We start from the raw sequence: 14,030 nt of genomic DNA, 5'->3' as shown, positions 1-14,030 counted from the left end.
CAGGACCGTTGACCGGACCCGGAGCCTGCCTTATGGGTCCGCGCCTTCCCGGACGATATGTCTCTGATGTGTCGGCCCGAGAGCCCAGGTGGCGGAATTGGTAGACGCGCTGGCTTCAGGTGCCAGTGATCGAAAGGTCGTGGAGGTTCGAGTCCTCTCCTGGGCACCAATTCTTCGAAACGGCGCTGCATCCTGACGATGCGGCGCCGTTCGTTTATGGTCCTCAGGCAAGTGAACAGGCGGGACGCATGACAGTATATCTGCACAGGGGCGATCTGCCCGACGGTCTGGACCTCGGCACCGTGGTGGCGGTCGATTCCGAGACCATGGGCCTGCGCTATCGCCGCGATCCGCTGTGCGTCGTGCAGCTGTCCGCCGGGGACGGGGACGCCCATCTGGTCCAGCTGGACCGCGACGCCTATGACTGTCCGAACCTGAAGCGGCTGCTGACCGACCCGCAGGTGCTCAAGATCTTCCACTTTGGCCGCTTCGACATCGCCATGTTCCAGCTGTGGCTGGGGGTCGAGACGCGGCCGGTGTACTGCACCAAGATCGCCTCGAAACTGGCGCGCACCTATACCGACCGGCACGGTCTGAAGGATGTCGTGCGCGAGCTGGCGGGGGTGGACCTGTCCAAGGCGCAGCAGAGCTCGGACTGGGGGGCGGAGACGCTCAGCCAGGCGCAGCAGGACTATGCGGCCTCGGACGTCCTGTACCTGCATCAGGTGCGCGAGCGGCTGGACGCCATGCTGGCGCGCGAGGGCCGCACGGGGCTGGCGGCGCAACTGTTCGACTTCCTGCCCGTGCGGGCCCGGCTGGACCTGGACGGCTGGGAAGACACCGACATCTTCGCCCATACCTGAATGACCGACACGCCCCCGCCCGTGGATCCGACGTCGCCGACGGCCGCCAAGGCCCGGCACTGGCGCGCCCATTCGCGGCGGGTGATGCTGTTCCGGCGGGTGCTGCCGATGGTGATCCTGCTGCTGGCCGGGGGGACGGTCGCCTGGATCGTGCTGCGCTCGGCCATTTCGGACGCCGAACGCCGGGCCGAGCAGCGCAGCGATGTGGCGCTGGATAATGCCCTCTATTACGGACAGGACGATCAGGGGCGCTCGTTCGTAATCGGCGCCAAGGGCGTCGTGCGGGTGGCCGAGACCGGCCATCTGCGGCTGGTCGGGCCGGTGCTGAGGCTCAATCTGGGCGGAGCCAAGGTTACCGAGATGACCGCCGACGGCGGCACCTATGACGAGGCCGCGCGCCGGGTCGTCATCGGGCCGAATGTGCGGATTTCCGATGGCGGTTCGGGCTTTGTCCTGACGACGCCCGAGGCTGTGGTCGACACCCGCACGGGCGTTGTCACCGGTGACAAGGGCGTGCAGGGCACCGGACCGCTTGGCACCATGGCCGCGACGTCCTATGTCATCCGCGACCAGGGCGAGAGCATCGAGTTTCGCGGCACGGTCGAGAACAAGGTTCGCGGCACCATCAACCCCGCGTCCTCCCGGAGATAAGGTCGGCCATGACCCGTTCCAGCAAGCTGTCCCTGACCGTCGCGGTCGCCCTGGCGCTCAGCCTGACCCTGCCCGGTACCGGCGTGTCGCAGGACCCGTCCGACGACCCGGTCATGTATACGGGCATCGTCTTCAGCTACACGCCGAACGGCTTTGCCCTGGAAGGCGAGGCGGAGATCCTGCAGGGCGACAACCGGCTGCGCGCCAACCGCATCGAGGCCTTCACCAACGCCGATTCCGACCTGTCGCGGGTGGAGGCGTCGGGCGAGGTGTTCTTTGTCACCCCCACCCAGACCCTGCGCGGCGACCGGGCGGTCTATAATCTGCAGTCGGCCGAAGTGGTGCTGACCGGCAATGTCATCGTGACCCAGGGCCGCAATGTCATGACCGGCAGCCGGCTGGTCTATAATGTCCGCACCGAGAGCGCCCGCATGGACGGGGCGCCGACGCCCGCCGGCAACCGCGTGCAGGGGGTCTTCTATCCCAATGGCACCACCCCGCCGGATCAGGCTGACTGATCCCCGGTGGCCCGCAAGGAACTCTCTGCCCTCAATCTGGAAGACCGGCCCAAAGCGGCCGCGAAGACCGCTGCGCCCAAGGCCGCCGAGCCCGACCGGGGCCTGAAGGCCCGCCATCTGGCGCGGTCGTTCGGCAAGCGCCAGGTGGTGCGCGATGTGTCGCTGACAGTGCACCGCGGCGAGGTGGCGGGCCTTTTGGGGCCGAACGGCGCGGGCAAGACCACCTGTTTCTACATGATCACCGGCCTGATCCCGCCCGACAGCGGCACCATCACCATCGACGGCGAGGACATCACCCGCCAGCCCATGTACCAGCGGGCGCGCATGGGTCTGGGCTATCTGGCGCAGGAGGCCTCGATCTTTCGCGGCCTGACCGTCGAGGAAAATGTCCGCGCCGTCGTCGAACTGCACAAGACCGGCGAGGCCGCCATCCGCGAGGAAACCGACCGCCTGCTGGACGAGCTGAGCGTCGGCCATCTGCGGCACGCCCCGGCCGTGGCCCTGTCGGGCGGCGAACGGCGGCGGGTCGAGATCGCCCGGGCGCTGGCGGGCGACCCCGCCTTCATGCTGCTGGACGAACCCTTTGCCGGCATCGACCCCCTGGCCATTGCCGACATCCGCCAGGTGATCCGCTATCTGGCCGACCGCGGCATCGGCGTGTTGATCACCGACCACAATGTCCGCGAGACGCTGGACATCATCGACCGCGCCGCGATCATCGCCGGGGGTGAGCTGCTGTTCGAAGGCACCGCCGCCGAAATCGTCGCCAACCCCGACGTCCGCCGCGTGTATCTGGGCGATATGTATGGCTAGGGCGGCGACCGTGGGCCCGGAACGATCCTCGGCTCAAGCCGTACGCGGTTGAAATACTGCGGTGCCCTGAAAGCCTTCGTCATCCTCGGGCTTGACCCGAGGATCGGTTCATCCCCAACCTTGGCCATGGTGACCGACCGCCGCCCGTTCATGGCCACCTATATTCAGGCGAACCGGCCCTTTGGCACCCTGTATGTCGGCATGACGTCTGACCTTCTGACGCGGGCGAATGACCACCGGTACGGCCGGAAGAAAGGGTTCACCAGCCGCTATGGCTGCAGTGTGTTGGTCTGGTTCGAACAACACGATCTCGTCACCGAGGCCATTCGTCGGGAGAAGGCGCTCAAGAGCTGGAATCGTCCGTGGAAGGTCGATCTGATCGAGAAGCGAAATCCGGACTGGGCTAATCTGTATCCATGGCTCTGCGGCGAGGCGCCGGACCCGAGGGCGCCTCTGGAGACCCCGGCGGAGGGCAGTGTGGGGCACTTTCTTGCACGCCTCGCGCGGGGTGAAATCGGGGAGCCCTGAGCGGACAACGCCTGCCCGGACCGATCCTCGGGTCAAGCCCGAGGATGACGAAGGTGGAAAGGGGGGGCGGTCAGATCTGAGACGCGGACAAGCCGCTTCAACCCCCGTTAACCGCTTCGCGTCAGTGTGCCTCCAGCAAGTTTCGGGCCACGGTGTCCGAACGAGGTTCGGTGGGGACGGTTGCGGTGATCGGTCAGAGACTGGAGATCAGGCAGGGCCAGGGGCTGGTGATCACGCCCCAGCTGCAGCAGGCCATCAAGCTGTTGCAACTGTCGAACCAGGAGCTGGAGGCCTTTGTCGAGGCCGAGCTGGAACGCAATCCGCTGCTGAAGCGCGATGAAGAGGCCGACATCCCCGGCGAGGCGGTCGGCGAGGCGTCGGCGGACCTCCCGAATGACCCCCATGCCGAGTTGAGCTTTGACGAGGCGCGCCCGGACGCGGCCGAGCAGGCCATGGATACGCGCGCCGACGATGTCTATGACGCCAGCCCCGGTGAGCGGGCGACCGAGGGCGCGGGCGGGACCGACGAAGCCCAGCCCGGCCTGTCGGACTGGTCGCGCACGGGCAAGGGTGGCCCTGCCCCCGAGGGCGAGGGGCTGGAGCGCGCCGACAGTCGCGAGCTGACCCTGTGGGAACATCTGCAGGCGCAGCTGTCGGGCACACCGCTGAACGCCGCCGACCGGGCCATCGGTCTGGCCCTGATCGAAATGGTCGATGACCATGGCTATCTGCGCGGCGATCTGGCCGAGGTCGCCGACCGGCTGGGCTGCGGGGTCGACCGGGTCGAGGCGGTCCTGGCCGTCTGTCACGGGTTCGAGCCGACCGGCATTATGGCGCGCTCGGTGCCCGAATGCCTGAAGCTGCAGCTGGTCGAGCGCAACCGGTTCGATCCGGCCATGGCGGCCCTGCTGGACAATCTGGAGCTTCTGGCGCGGCACAATCTGTCGGCCCTGCGCAGCGCCTGTGGCGTCGATGCCGAGGACCTGTCGGAGATGATTTCCGAGCTGAAGGCCCTGACGCCCCGTCCGGGCGCCGGCTTTGGCGGGGAACCGGCCCAGACAGTGATCCCCGATGTGCTGGTGCGGCCCGACCCGGCCGGCGGCTGGCGGATCGAACTGAACGCCGACACCCTGCCCCGGCTGCTGGTCGACAAACGCTATCACGGCGTGGTTTCGGCCGGTGCCCGGTCGGACACGGAAAAGACCTTCGTCGCCGACTGTGCGGCCCAGGCCAACTGGCTGGTGAAATCGCTGGACCAGCGGGCCAAGACCATCCTGAAGGTGTCGTCCGAGATCATCCGCCAGCAGGACGCCTTCTTTGCCTTCGGCGTCGAGTTCCTGAGGCCGCTGAATCTGAAGACGGTGGCCGATGCCATCGGCATGCATGAGTCGACCGTCAGCCGCGTCACCTCGAACAAATACATGGCCACGCCGCGCGGCGTGTTCGAGCTGAAATTCTTCTTCACCTCGGCCATCCAGTCGGTCGACGGCCAGTCCAGCCACTCGGCCGAAGCGGTCCGTCACCGGATCAAGTCGATGATCGATCACGAAGGGCGCGACGGCGACGTTTTGTCCGACGACCGGATCGTCGAATTGCTTAACCAGGCGGGCATCGATATCGCCCGGCGGACGGTGGCCAAATATCGGGAAGCCTTGAGAATTCCGTCTTCGGTCGAGCGCAAGCGGCGTCTGAAGACCGGTTAATCGCGCCCGCTCCGGCGACCACAAAAATGTGAAGTCCGTTGACACCGAACGGCTTCGGTCGCGTTCTGTCTCCTATGCAAGTCCAAGTCAGCGGTAAGCACGTGGATGTCGGCGAAGCGTTAGGCTCGCGCATCTCTCTGGAACTCAATGAGGGGGTCGGCAAATACTTTGAACGCGGCGGACAGGATGCCGAGGTGGTGGTGTCCAAGGACGGCCCCGGGTTCAAGGTGGACTGCTGGGTTCGGCTGGCCTCGGGGCAGAGTCTGGTCACCACCGGACACGGCATGGACGCCCACGGCGCCTTTTCCGATTCGCTCGACAAGCTGGAAAAGCGGGTCCGGCGCTACAAGCGGCGCCTGAAGGACCATCACGCCGGGCCCAAGGGCCTGTCGCCCGAGAAAACGGAAATGGCGGCCGCCGAGGTGGCGCGCATGACCGTCTTCCGCAATCTGGATGAGACCGACGACGAGGACTTTGCCGATGTCGGCAAGCCGGACGGCGAGGCGCCGGCCGGTCTGGTCATCGCCGAGACCGAATCGGAACTGCGCACCCTGACCGTTGGCCAGGCCGTGCTGGAGCTGGACATGAGCGGCTACCCCGTCGTCGTGTTCAAGAATGCGGCCCATGGCGGCGTCGCCGTGGTCTATCGTCGGCCCGACGGCAACATCGGCTGGGTCGACCCCCGCCGTACGAGTTCACAGAACGGACACGGTTCGGTAAACGGTTCGTCGGTATAAGGCCTTTAAGGGGCCGCAAGTCGGGCCTAGAGGGCTGATGCCTTCCGGGCCCACAGTTGCGTAGTTTCGGGGATGAATATGGAAATCGGAGATCTGGTCGCCAGGGACGGTATCGTCCTGCGCGGAAGCGTCTCGTCCAAACGTCAGGCCCTGCAGGCGGTGGCGGATGCCGCTGCCCATGTGCTGGGTCACGCGGATGCCGCCCCTCTCATGGATGCCCTGATGGAGCGTGAGGCGCTGGGCTCGACCGGAGTCGGCTCGGGCGTGGCCATTCCGCATGCGCGGCATCGCGATGTGGACCATGTGTTCGCTGTGCTGGTGCGGCTGGAGACACCGGTCGCCTTTGATGCGGTCGATGATCGTCCGGTCGATCTGCTGGTGGGGCTGTTTGCGCCGCCCAGCGATGGTGCGGGGCATTTGCGGGCTCTGGCTGCGGCCTCGCGCGCGCTGCGCTCGCCGGACCTGCAGCAACGCCTGCGCCAGGCCGACAGCCGCGACACCCTGCAGGCCCTGCTGGTCCGCCAGATCGAATCGACGGCGGCCTGAGGCCCGGATAGCGGTCTAGTGGACCGAGACCGGCTCCAGCTCGTGGGCCACCGCAGCGGCAAAGGCGCTCTCGCGGTCGGCCATGACGGCCAGCCGCTCGCCATCGGCGCTGTGCACCGCATACAGGGTCTGGCGCGGGTCCAGCCGGATCGGCGGCTGATCCGGATCGGTCGCGCCGGCGACCTCGTCCATGATCTCGGACGCGGCCACCTCACGCACATAGACCAGATCGGGCGCACCCAGATCGGCAAAGGCCTTGTCCGTCATGTCGTCGGTCGTCATCACCTGGGTAGGGCTCCTGAAACGCGGGTGTGAAGGGTCAACGCGTGACCCGGTAAAGTGGCTCCGGAAGGATCGGAGGCGGGACCAGCCTATCAGCGGGTCGTGATGGGAATACGGCGGGTCTGGGCGACCTGTTCGGGGCGCAGCAGATCGACGTGCAGCAGGCCGTGCTCCAGCGAGGCCTCCTCGACCTCCAGACCATCGGCCAGCACAAAGGTCCGAAGGAAGCCGCGCGCCGCGATGCCACGGTGCAGATAGGCATTTCCGCCGTCACCCTTGTCGGCGCCGTCGCGCTTGCCCGAGATGGTCAGCTGGCGGCCCTCGAGCGTGATCGACAGATCGTCGGGGGAAAATCCGGCCACGGCCAGGGTGATGCGAACGGCCGCCTCGCCGCGCTGCTCGACATTATAGGGGGGATAGGCCTCGGACGCCGCCCGCGCCGCGCGGTCGATCAGGCTGCGGGTGTGGTCAAAGCCCAGCAGAAACGGGCTGTCGAACAGAACGGTACGCGTAGTCATCCGGCCCTCCTGGAAGCGACCCTGAATGCGGACCCCCGAAAGCGGCGGATCCATCGAACCCCTATCTGGGATGTCGCGCGCGGGCTTTCAAGCCTCGAAGCCCGGCCTCAGATCCACCAGGAGCGCGGATGGGGGATGGCCCGGCGTGACTTGAGCATCCAGCTGCCCCAGGCGCCGCGCATCAGCACCCACAGCACCAGCAGGAACAGCACAAACACCCCGGCATTGACCACGATCAGGATGACGCCCAGCACCGCCACGACCGCCGCCGTCCACAGGGTGCGGACCTGAAAGACGTGGTGGCTGGCGGCGACGGCATGGGTCGGCACATCCCGGACCATGACCGCCAGAAGGCCGATCGCCGCCGACACGCCGAAGGTCGGAATGGCGAACAGGATGAGGGCATAAACGGTGTAGAGGCCCATCATGCCCTCGGGCTCGGGCAGGTCATCCACCGGCGCGCGCCGGGGCGGAGTCGTGTCGGGCGGCGTCGCCGCAGCCACGGGCTCCGGCTCTGGCTCGGGCGTGGACGGCGAATCCGCCGCGGGCTCGGGGTCCGGCTCGGGGGCAGGTTCGGGCGCGGGCTCGGGCGGAGGCTCCACCGTGCGCGGATGACCGGCGAGGGCATCGGGCGAGCAAAAGCCCACCTCCGCATCCGGGTCGGCCTCGGGCCGGGGGGCGGGCTTGTCCTTGAACAGGTCGGGATCGCCGGGTTCGGCCATCGGGCTCCTCACACTTCGCGGCGACAATGCCGGGGCAAGCGCCCCCGCGCAACCACTGTCAGCCGCGCGACAGGGTGATCTCACAGCCGGCCTCGGCCGCATCGGCCAGACAGCCGGGCTTGCCGATGCGCACCGTCACCCCCTGCACGACCGGATCGGCCATCAGCCGCCGGCCCAGACGCTGGGCAAAGGTCTCGACCAGACCGACATGGCCCTCGGCCACCAGCTCGCGCGACAGGCGGGCGACATCCTCATAGTTCAGCGTGTTACCCAGGGCCTCGACCGGGCCGGGCGCCAGCTGCAGCGCGACATTGATCACCAGGGTCTGCAGACGCCCCTGCTCATGGGCGTGCACGCCGATGCCCGCCTCGACCACCAGGTCGCGCACGAACACAGTCAGCCCCTCGTGGCGCAGGCCGTCAGCCATGGATCAGTCCTCTTCGATATCGGGAGTGCGCCAGGCCAGATGCTGGCCCGCGTCGACGGCGATCATCTGGCCGGTCACGCCGGGCGCCCGGGCCAGCCACACGACGGCGTCGGCGATCTCTTCGGGGCGGTTGGCGCGCTTGAGGGGGGTGCCGTCAACCTCGGCCTGGAAGTCGGTCTCGCTCTGGTGCACCGAGGCCAGAGTCGGGCCGGGGCCCACGCCATTGACCCGCACCCGCGGCGCCAGCGCCTGGGCCAGGGTGCGCGTCGCCCACCACAGGCCGGCCCGCGACAGGGCATAGGAAAAGAACCGGGGGTCAGGCTTCTTCACCCGCTGGTCCAGCAGGTTGACGACCCAGCCGCCGCCGTCCGGCACCTGGCCAGCCAGGGCCTCGGCCAGCACCACGGGCGCGCGCAGATTGGTCTCCATATGCGTGTCCCACAGGGCGCGCGACAGATCACCGACGCGGTCATCCTCAAAGGCCGAGGCATTGTTGACCAGCCCGGTCAGGGGGCCGAGCGCGGCGCGGGCTTCCGGCACCAGGCGGCGGACCTGATCTTCCTTTGACAGGTCGGCGACGACCACGGCGGCGCGGCGGCCCATGGCGCGGACCTCACCGGCCAGGGTTTCGGCGGCGTCTTTCGAGGAGCGGCAGTGGATGGCCACGTCATGGCCGGCGCCGGCCAGGGCCAGCACAATGGCGCGTCCGATGCGTTTGGCGCCGCCGGTGACCAGCACGGCCCCGGGCGTGTCAGACGGACCCGTGGGGGTATCAGTCAACCCGGCCGAACTCGAACACGTTCAGCGCGCCCAGAACGATGACAAAGCCGAAGATGATAAAGAGCGCGGTCATGGAATTCTCCCGTCGGAAATCTGGTTCTGGCCTTAAAGCGCGCCCGGCCTCTGTTCAAGGGGCGCGGGCCGGGCCATCAAGCCGCATGGCCCCCTCCCCGACCCGCAACTGGCGCGAACGCATCGAGCCGTTCACCCGTCCGGCCTTTCACACCCTCGCCCGGCTGACGCGCGGCATGACGCTGGGCGTGCGCGGTCTGGCGGTGGACTCAGAGGGCCGCATCCTGCTGGTCCGGCACACCTATCTGCCCGACTGGTGGCTGCCGGGTGGTGGGGTCGATCGCGGCGAGAGCCTGCACGACGCCCTGGTGCGAGAAATGCGCGAGGAGACCGGCCTGATCCTGACCGGGCCTGCCACCCTGCTGTCGATCCATTCGAACGAGGCCCATTTCCGGGGCGACCACGTGGCCGTCTATCTGGTCCGCGACTTCACCCCCGGCCCCGCCAGCCAGCACGGCGAGATCGCCGAGGTAGGCTGGTTTGCCCCCGACGCCCTGCCCGACGCCCTCAGCCGCGGCAGCCGCGCGCGGCTGAGGGAGTATCTGGACGGGGTGCCGGCCGATCTGCGGTGGTGAGGTGAATGCTCCGGGGGCTGACAAACTGGCGGATCAGGGGCGGAGACCCTGCCACCGGATAGCCTGTCGCCCGACACCCAGGACTGGATCGCCGCCTTCAAGGCCAGCGCCGCCAATGACAGCTACCTGCCCCTTTCCGTGGCGGGTTACGATGGCCCGTCGACCGATCTCGGCGAAATTGTCGTCATCGGCGATCGGCCCTGGTACGAGCTCTATAACAACTGGTGGGAAGTCGGCGGCTCACTCGGCGGCGACGGTCCTGATCCCTGGACGGATAGCGGTGGTGGGGGTGACGGAGGCCAGACGACTGATCCCACTCAACGCGACTACGATGCCTGCGAAGATCGGCAGGCGGATACCCTCGCTGACGACATCAACGACGAAATTCGCAACCAGCCCGACAGTGATCGGCGGGAGTATGGCGCCCTCATTTGGAGAGACGACCAAGGCAATCTTCACCGGACGGCACTGGTTCCAGGCTCTAACGGCAGCGTACCATTCCCCGCAGACCCCACCGAACTAGGGCTGGACAGTTACAGCCGGGTGGTTGGCATGGTTCATAGCCACCCCAGCTTGGTGGACATTGGGACTAACGGCGTCTCTAACTGGGTGTCTGCCTCGCATGGATGGATTTGGGGCGGTGACTGGCTCGTCGCGGACGATTGGGTAAACACACACAACCTGGATCCGGACAACTTCACGATGTACATATCGTTTGAGGGGCAGATCAGAGAGTACGACTATTTCGACAACCAATCGCCAGAACTCCGGGAGCCCGATAACTTCACCGACGCAGGCTCCGCAGAGTCAGGGGATTATAATCCCGGAGCATCTTGCCCATGATGGAGTTATTTGCGGCGCTGATTCAGGATCCCCCGCCCCCCATTATCGAGTATCGCCAGCCGAACTCCGGCGCGATTGAGGCGACATGGGACTGCCGTGGGCGGCAGGTTCGCTACCGGATTGAAACGGAGTGGGACCGGGTGCGCCTCGTCTCCTATTCCGGCGTGACAGGGCCAGCTTCTGATGCCGATCTGGCCAGAATAAATGAGGCGCTGGCACCGATCTGGGTGATCGGAGGGCTCACCTTTCTCTGCACGGCCGACGCTGACAATCTGGGCATAACCGGCCCCCGAAAGGGCGGGGGCGGCGAGGCGTGGATCAGCGCCCGATGGTACGATGGCGAGCTGCATCTGCGGGTTCATTAGGCCCCTGGTCACCCTTGGCGTTCCCATTCTGCCCCGCCGGTGCTAGCCAGCGCGGATGAATCCTGCACTGCTTGCCATGCTGGCCGTCGTTCTGGCGGGAGGGGCCACCGCCCTTCAGGCGCCGACCAATGCGCGGCTGGCCGAGGCCGTGGCCTCGCCGGTCAATGCGGCCTTCATCTCGTTTGCCGTCGGCACCATGGCGCTGGGCCTGGTGGCCATGGTGCTGCAGACCCGGCCGGACATGGCGGCGACGCGGTCGCTGCCCTGGTGGGTGTGGATCGGCGGTCTGTATGGGTCGGTGTTCGTGGTCGCGGCCGCCTGGGCCGTGCCGCGGCTCGGGGTGGCCGTGACCATCACCCTGATGGTGGCCGGGCAGCTGCTGATCAGTCTGGTGCTCGACCATTTCGGCGCCATGGGCGTGCCGAAACAGCCGATGAACGTCATGCGGGTGGCCGGTATCCTGATGGTGATCGGCGGCGTGGTTCTGGTCCGGCGCGGGTGATCCTATATTGGGGCGGATGAGCGCCCTGCCCCCTGATTCCCTGACGGAAAAGCCGCCTCTGGTCGGCGCGGACCTGATCCGCGACGAGGCCCGGCGCGCACCCGACAAGCCGGGCGTCTATCGCATGTATGGCGAGGACGGGTCGTGCCTGTATGTCGGCAAGGCCAAGTCGCTGAAGAAGCGCGTCCTGCAATATGCGCAGGGACGGGTGCACAGCCAGCGCACCGCCCTGATGGTCAATCAGACGCGGTCCATGCAGCTGGTACTGACGGCGTCGGAGACCGAGGCCCTGCTGCTGGAGGCGACCTACATCAAGTCGCTGAAGCCGCGCTACAATGTGCTGCTGCGCGACGACAAGAGCTTCTCCCAGCTGATGATCCGGCGCGACCACCCGGCGCCCCAGATCCGCAAGCACCGGGGCGGGCGCACCATCAAGGGCGATTACTACGGGCCGTTCGCCTCGACCTGGGCGGTCAACCGGACCCTGACGACCCTGCAAAAGGCCTTCCTGCTGCGGTCGTGCTCGGACAGCGTCTATGAGGGGCGCACCCGGCCCTGCATGCTGCACCAGATCAAGCGCTGTTCGGCACCGTGCACCGGCCTGATCTCGCTGGAGGATTACAACCGGCTGGTCGGCGAGGCGGCGGCTTTTCTGAACGGCAAGTCGGATGCCGTGGTCGGGCGTCTGTCGCGCGACATGCAGGCGGCGTCCGAGGTCATGGACTATGAGCGGGCGGCGCGGCTGCGCGACCGCATCCGGGCGCTGACCGCCATTTCGATGGAATATTCGCGGCTGGCAGGCGGGGTGTCCGAGGCCGATGTGTTCGCCCTGCACACCGACGCCGGTCAGGCCTGTGTGCAGGTGTTCTTCTATCGGGCGGGCCAGAACTGGGGCGGGCGGGCCTATTTCCCGCGCATCGACAAGAGCGACAGCGATACGGAAATCCTGTCGGCGTTTCTGGCCCAATTCTATGAGGACAAGCCGGTCCCGCGCCTGATCCTGACCAATCTGCGCCCGCTGGAGCTGGAGCTGCTGGAAGAGGCCTTCAGTCTCAAGGTCGAGCAGAAGGTCGAGATCGCCATTCCGAAGCGCGGCGACAAACTGAGCCTGGTCGACCATGCCCTGACCAATGCGCGCGAGGCGCTGGGCCGGCGGCTGGCCGAAACCTCGGCCCAGGGCAAGATCCTGGAGGCGGTGACCGAGGCCTTTGGCCTCGAGGCCCGGCCCGAGCGGATCGAGGTCTATGACAATGCCCACATCTCGGGCTCGAACGCGGTCGGCGGCATGATCGTGGCCGGGCCCGAGGGCTATCGCAAGAACCAGTACCGCAAGTTCAACATCCGCGATCAGGACCTGACCCCCGGCGACGACTACGGCATGATGCGCGAGGTGCTGACCCGGCGCTTTGCCCGGCTGCTCAAGGATGAGGAGGCGGGTCAGGCGACCGAGCGGCCCGACCTGATCCTGATCGACGGCGGCGCCGGCCAGCTGTCGGAGGTCGTCCGGGTCATGGCTGATCTGGGCATTGACGATGTGACCGTGGTCGGGGTGGCCAAGGGCCCGGACCGCGATGCCGGGCGCGAGCGCTTCTTCATGCCGGGCAAGCCGCCCTTCATGCTGCCGCAGAAATCGCCGGCCCTGTATTACCTGCAACGGCTGCGCGACGAGGCGCACCGGTTCGCCAACGGCGCCCATGCGACGCGCCGGTCCATGGACATCAAGAAGAACCCGCTGGACCAGATCGAGGGCATCGGCCCGGGGCGGAAGAAGGCGCTGCTGCAGGCCTTCGGCTCGGCCAAGGGCGTGTCGCGGGCCGAGGTCGTCGACCTGGCCAAGGTGGACGGCATCAGCCAGCAGACCGCCGAGCGCATCCACGCCTTTTTCCGCAAGGGATGAGGGGAGAGGCGGTTGGCGACGTCCCCGGCCACCGCTAGAACCTTCGCATGACCGATCTTTCGACCGATCCCCTGCTGGCCGGCTATCGCCGGTTTCGTGCGCATCAGTGGCCCCGGGCCCGCGCGGCCTATGAGACCCTGGCCGAGGCCGGGCAGACGCCGCACACCCTGTTCCTGGCCTGTTCGGACAGCAGGGCCGACCCGGCGCTGATCTTCGACGCCGCGCCCGGCGATCTGTTCGTGGTGCGCAACGTCGCCAATCTGGTGCCGCCCTATCAGCCCGACGGCGGCCTGCACGGCGTGTCCTCGGCGCTGGAGTTCGGGGTCAAGGCGCTGAAGGTGTCGCGCATCGTCGTCATGGGCCACGCCCTGTGCGGCGGGGTGCAGGCCATGCGCTCGGACAGCGGCGCGGCCGGTCTGGATTTCGTCGAGGCCTGGGTCGACCAGGGCCGGCCGACCGTGCGGCGGGCGCTGTCGACCTGCGACCATGACCATGCCGTTCAGGTCAGTGAGGAAGCGATCGTCAAACTGTCGCTGGACAATCTGCGGACCTTCCCCTGGATCGCGGAACGCGAGGCCGCAGGGGCGCTGACCTTGACCGGGCTGCACTTCGGCATCGCCGACGGGGTCCTGCGCGTTCTGGGCGACGACGGACAATTCCATCCCGTCTAGACCGCTCGCCAGCGCCC

The 14,030-nt window shown here is 67.3% G+C and carries 19 protein-coding genes and 1 tRNA gene; 15 read left to right on the top strand and 5 right to left on the bottom strand.

The window, feature by feature from the left end:
• Positions 1 to 82 precede the first annotated feature (82 nt).
• The 9 genes from V7672_RS10480 to V7672_RS10440 all read left to right on the top strand — a co-directional run bounded on the left by V7672_RS10480 (position 83) and on the right by V7672_RS10440 (position 6,359).
• Positions 83 to 169, top strand: a tRNA-Leu gene (locus V7672_RS10480).
• Positions 170 to 248: 79 nt separating this feature from the next.
• Positions 249 to 863 (top strand): ribonuclease D, encoded by a 615-nt coding sequence (locus tag V7672_RS10475; RefSeq protein WP_335624538.1) that lies wholly within the window; start codon positions 249 to 251, stop codon positions 861 to 863.
• Positions 864 to 1,514, top strand: coding sequence for an LPS export ABC transporter periplasmic protein LptC (gene lptC / locus V7672_RS10470; RefSeq protein WP_335624537.1), 651 nt, complete (start codon positions 864 to 866; stop codon positions 1,512 to 1,514). It abuts the gene before it with no gap.
• Positions 1,515 to 1,522: 8 nt separating this feature from the next.
• Complete coding sequence (locus tag V7672_RS10465) at positions 1,523 to 2,032, top strand: LptA/OstA family protein (RefSeq protein WP_335624536.1); 510 nt, start codon at positions 1,523 to 1,525, stop codon at positions 2,030 to 2,032.
• A gap of 6 nt (positions 2,033 to 2,038) precedes the next feature.
• On the top strand, positions 2,039 to 2,845 hold the full coding sequence (lptB, locus tag V7672_RS10460) for an LPS export ABC transporter ATP-binding protein (protein ID WP_335624535.1): 807 nt from the start codon (positions 2,039 to 2,041) through the stop codon (positions 2,843 to 2,845).
• A gap of 126 nt (positions 2,846 to 2,971) precedes the next feature.
• Positions 2,972 to 3,373, top strand: coding sequence for a GIY-YIG nuclease family protein (locus V7672_RS10455; RefSeq protein WP_335624819.1), 402 nt, complete (start codon positions 2,972 to 2,974; stop codon positions 3,371 to 3,373).
• Positions 3,374 to 3,558: 185 nt separating this feature from the next.
• Positions 3,559 to 5,076 carry an RNA polymerase factor sigma-54 gene (gene rpoN, locus V7672_RS10450; protein ID WP_335624534.1) on the top strand — a complete coding sequence of 506 codons (1,518 nt, stop codon included), beginning with the start codon at positions 3,559 to 3,561 and terminating at the stop codon, positions 5,074 to 5,076.
• 74 nt (positions 5,077 to 5,150) lie between these two features.
• Positions 5,151 to 5,813, top strand: a complete 663-nt coding sequence (hpf, locus tag V7672_RS10445; RefSeq protein WP_335624533.1) for a ribosome hibernation-promoting factor, HPF/YfiA family — start codon at positions 5,151 to 5,153, stop codon at positions 5,811 to 5,813.
• Positions 5,814 to 5,891: 78 nt separating this feature from the next.
• Positions 5,892 to 6,359 carry a PTS sugar transporter subunit IIA gene (locus V7672_RS10440; protein ID WP_335624532.1) on the top strand — a complete coding sequence of 156 codons (468 nt, stop codon included), beginning with the start codon at positions 5,892 to 5,894 and terminating at the stop codon, positions 6,357 to 6,359.
• A 15-nt stretch (positions 6,360 to 6,374) separates the two neighbouring features.
• Here the strand turns inward: V7672_RS10440 and V7672_RS10435 are convergent, their stop codons facing one another.
• The 5 genes from V7672_RS10435 to V7672_RS10415 form a co-directional block, all read right to left on the bottom strand.
• Complete coding sequence (locus tag V7672_RS10435) at positions 6,375 to 6,641, bottom strand: DUF1150 family protein (protein WP_123287843.1); 267 nt, start codon at positions 6,639 to 6,641, stop codon at positions 6,375 to 6,377.
• 92 nt (positions 6,642 to 6,733) lie between these two features.
• Positions 6,734 to 7,159 carry an Hsp20 family protein gene (locus tag V7672_RS10430; protein ID WP_335624531.1) on the bottom strand — a complete coding sequence of 142 codons (426 nt, stop codon included), beginning with the start codon at positions 7,157 to 7,159 and terminating at the stop codon, positions 6,734 to 6,736.
• Positions 7,160 to 7,266: 107 nt separating this feature from the next.
• The gene (locus V7672_RS10425) at positions 7,267 to 7,881 is read right to left on the bottom strand and encodes a hypothetical protein (RefSeq protein WP_335624530.1); all 615 of its coding nucleotides are present in this window, start codon (positions 7,879 to 7,881) and stop codon (positions 7,267 to 7,269) included.
• Between the two features lie 58 nt (positions 7,882 to 7,939).
• Positions 7,940 to 8,308, bottom strand: coding sequence for a dihydroneopterin aldolase (locus tag V7672_RS10420; protein WP_335624529.1), 369 nt, complete (start codon positions 8,306 to 8,308; stop codon positions 7,940 to 7,942).
• A 3-nt stretch (positions 8,309 to 8,311) separates the two neighbouring features.
• On the bottom strand, positions 8,312 to 9,088 hold the full coding sequence (locus tag V7672_RS10415; protein ID WP_335624528.1) for an SDR family oxidoreductase: 777 nt from the start codon (positions 9,086 to 9,088) through the stop codon (positions 8,312 to 8,314).
• A gap of 158 nt (positions 9,089 to 9,246) precedes the next feature.
• On the opposite strand from V7672_RS10415, the gene V7672_RS10410 reads away from it, so the two are divergent.
• From V7672_RS10410 to V7672_RS10385, 6 genes are all read left to right on the top strand, one after another.
• The gene (locus V7672_RS10410) at positions 9,247 to 9,735 is read left to right on the top strand and encodes an NUDIX domain-containing protein (protein ID WP_335624527.1); all 489 of its coding nucleotides are present in this window, start codon (positions 9,247 to 9,249) and stop codon (positions 9,733 to 9,735) included.
• A 138-nt stretch (positions 9,736 to 9,873) separates the two neighbouring features.
• On the top strand, positions 9,874 to 10,578 hold the full coding sequence (locus V7672_RS10405) for a hypothetical protein (RefSeq protein WP_335624526.1): 705 nt from the start codon (positions 9,874 to 9,876) through the stop codon (positions 10,576 to 10,578).
• Positions 10,575 to 10,943 carry a hypothetical protein gene (locus V7672_RS10400; RefSeq protein ID WP_335624525.1) on the top strand — a complete coding sequence of 123 codons (369 nt, stop codon included), beginning with the start codon at positions 10,575 to 10,577 and terminating at the stop codon, positions 10,941 to 10,943. Before V7672_RS10405 ends, V7672_RS10400 begins: the two co-directional genes overlap by 4 nt.
• A 55-nt stretch (positions 10,944 to 10,998) precedes the next feature.
• Positions 10,999 to 11,445 (top strand): DMT family transporter, encoded by a 447-nt coding sequence (locus V7672_RS10395; protein WP_335624524.1) that lies wholly within the window; start codon positions 10,999 to 11,001, stop codon positions 11,443 to 11,445.
• A gap of 16 nt (positions 11,446 to 11,461) precedes the next feature.
• Positions 11,462 to 13,342, top strand: coding sequence for an excinuclease ABC subunit UvrC (gene uvrC / locus V7672_RS10390; RefSeq protein ID WP_335624523.1), 1,881 nt, complete (start codon positions 11,462 to 11,464; stop codon positions 13,340 to 13,342).
• Positions 13,343 to 13,389: 47 nt separating this feature from the next.
• Positions 13,390 to 14,013 carry a carbonic anhydrase gene (locus V7672_RS10385; protein ID WP_335624522.1) on the top strand — a complete coding sequence of 208 codons (624 nt, stop codon included), beginning with the start codon at positions 13,390 to 13,392 and terminating at the stop codon, positions 14,011 to 14,013.
• Positions 14,014 to 14,030 lie beyond the last annotated feature (17 nt).

Source organism: Brevundimonas sp. (assembly GCF_036963785.1).
Lineage (GTDB): Bacteria > Pseudomonadota > Alphaproteobacteria > Caulobacterales > Caulobacteraceae > Brevundimonas.
The sequence above is the reverse complement of the archived record's forward strand: the minus strand, read 5'-3'. Positions and strand labels throughout refer to the sequence as shown.